Source organism: Streptomyces roseicoloratus, from assembly GCF_004117935.1.
Taxonomy (GTDB): Bacteria; Actinomycetota; Actinomycetes; order Streptomycetales; family Streptomycetaceae; genus Streptomyces; species Streptomyces roseicoloratus.
The window spans coordinates 1-991 of record NZ_SDOY01000075.1 but is presented as its reverse complement, the minus strand read 5'-3'; the positions used below and the strand labels follow the sequence as shown (position 1 = coordinate 991).

General features: G+C 74.7%; 1 protein-coding gene. It reads left to right on the top strand.

Features of this window, described 5'->3' with window-relative positions; all coding sequences use genetic code 11:
• On the top strand, nt 1–991 hold a 991-nt coding region (locus tag ESG85_RS06920; RefSeq protein WP_246094853.1), incomplete at both ends, for a condensation domain-containing protein.

Here is a 991-nt window from a genome sequence, read left to right as displayed (position 1 = left end):
CGGCGACGAGGCCGACCCCGACAGCCTCGCCGCACGCCAGCTCGCCTACTGGCGCGAGACCCTGGCCGGTCTCCCCGAGGAGCTCACCCTCCCCGTCGACCGGCCGCGCGGGGCGCGCGCCGACCACCGCGGCGACCGGGTCGCCCTGCCGATCAGTGCCGAACTCCACCGGTCCCTGGTCGAGTTGAGCCGAGAGCACCGGGTCACGCTGTTCATGACCTTCCAGGCCGCGCTCGCCGCGCTGCTGACGAGGCTGGGCGCGGGTACGGACATCCCGATCGGTTCGGTGGTCGCCGGCCGCTCGGACGAGGCCCTGGACGACCTCGTCGGCTTCTTCGTCAACACGCTCGTCCTGCGCACCGACACCTCCGGGGACCCCACCTTCGCCGAACTCCTCGGCCGCGTACGGGAGACCGGCCTCGGCGCCTACGCCCACCAGGACGTGCCGTTCGAGCGGCTGGTCGAGGAGCTCAACCCGGCCCGTTCGCTCGCCCGCCACCCGCTCTTCCAGGTGGCCATGGTCCTCCAGTCCAACGACGGCGCCGAGGCGGAACTGGCCGGGCTGCGGGCCGAGGCGCTGCCCGCCGACACCGGCGTCGCGAAGTTCGACCTCAACGTGACCCTGGAGGAGTTCTTCGGCCCGGACGGAGCTCCCGCCGGACTGGACTGCGCGATCGACTACGCCACCGACCTGTTCGACCGGGAGACCGTCGAGGCCGTGGCCGCCCGCTTCGGCCGGCTCCTCGCCGCCGTCACGGCCCGCCCCGAGGACCGGATCGGCCGCACCGACCTGCTGGCCGACGGCGAGCGCGCCGCACTCCTCTCCGGCCACCGGCCGCTGCCCGCCGGACCGCCGCTCGTCCCGGACGCGTTCGCCGCCCAGGCGGCCGCCACGCCCGACCTCACGGCCCTGGTCTTCGGGGACACCCGGCTGACCTATGCCGAGCTCGACGCCCGCGCCAACCGTCTGGCCCACGGTCTGACCGCCTCC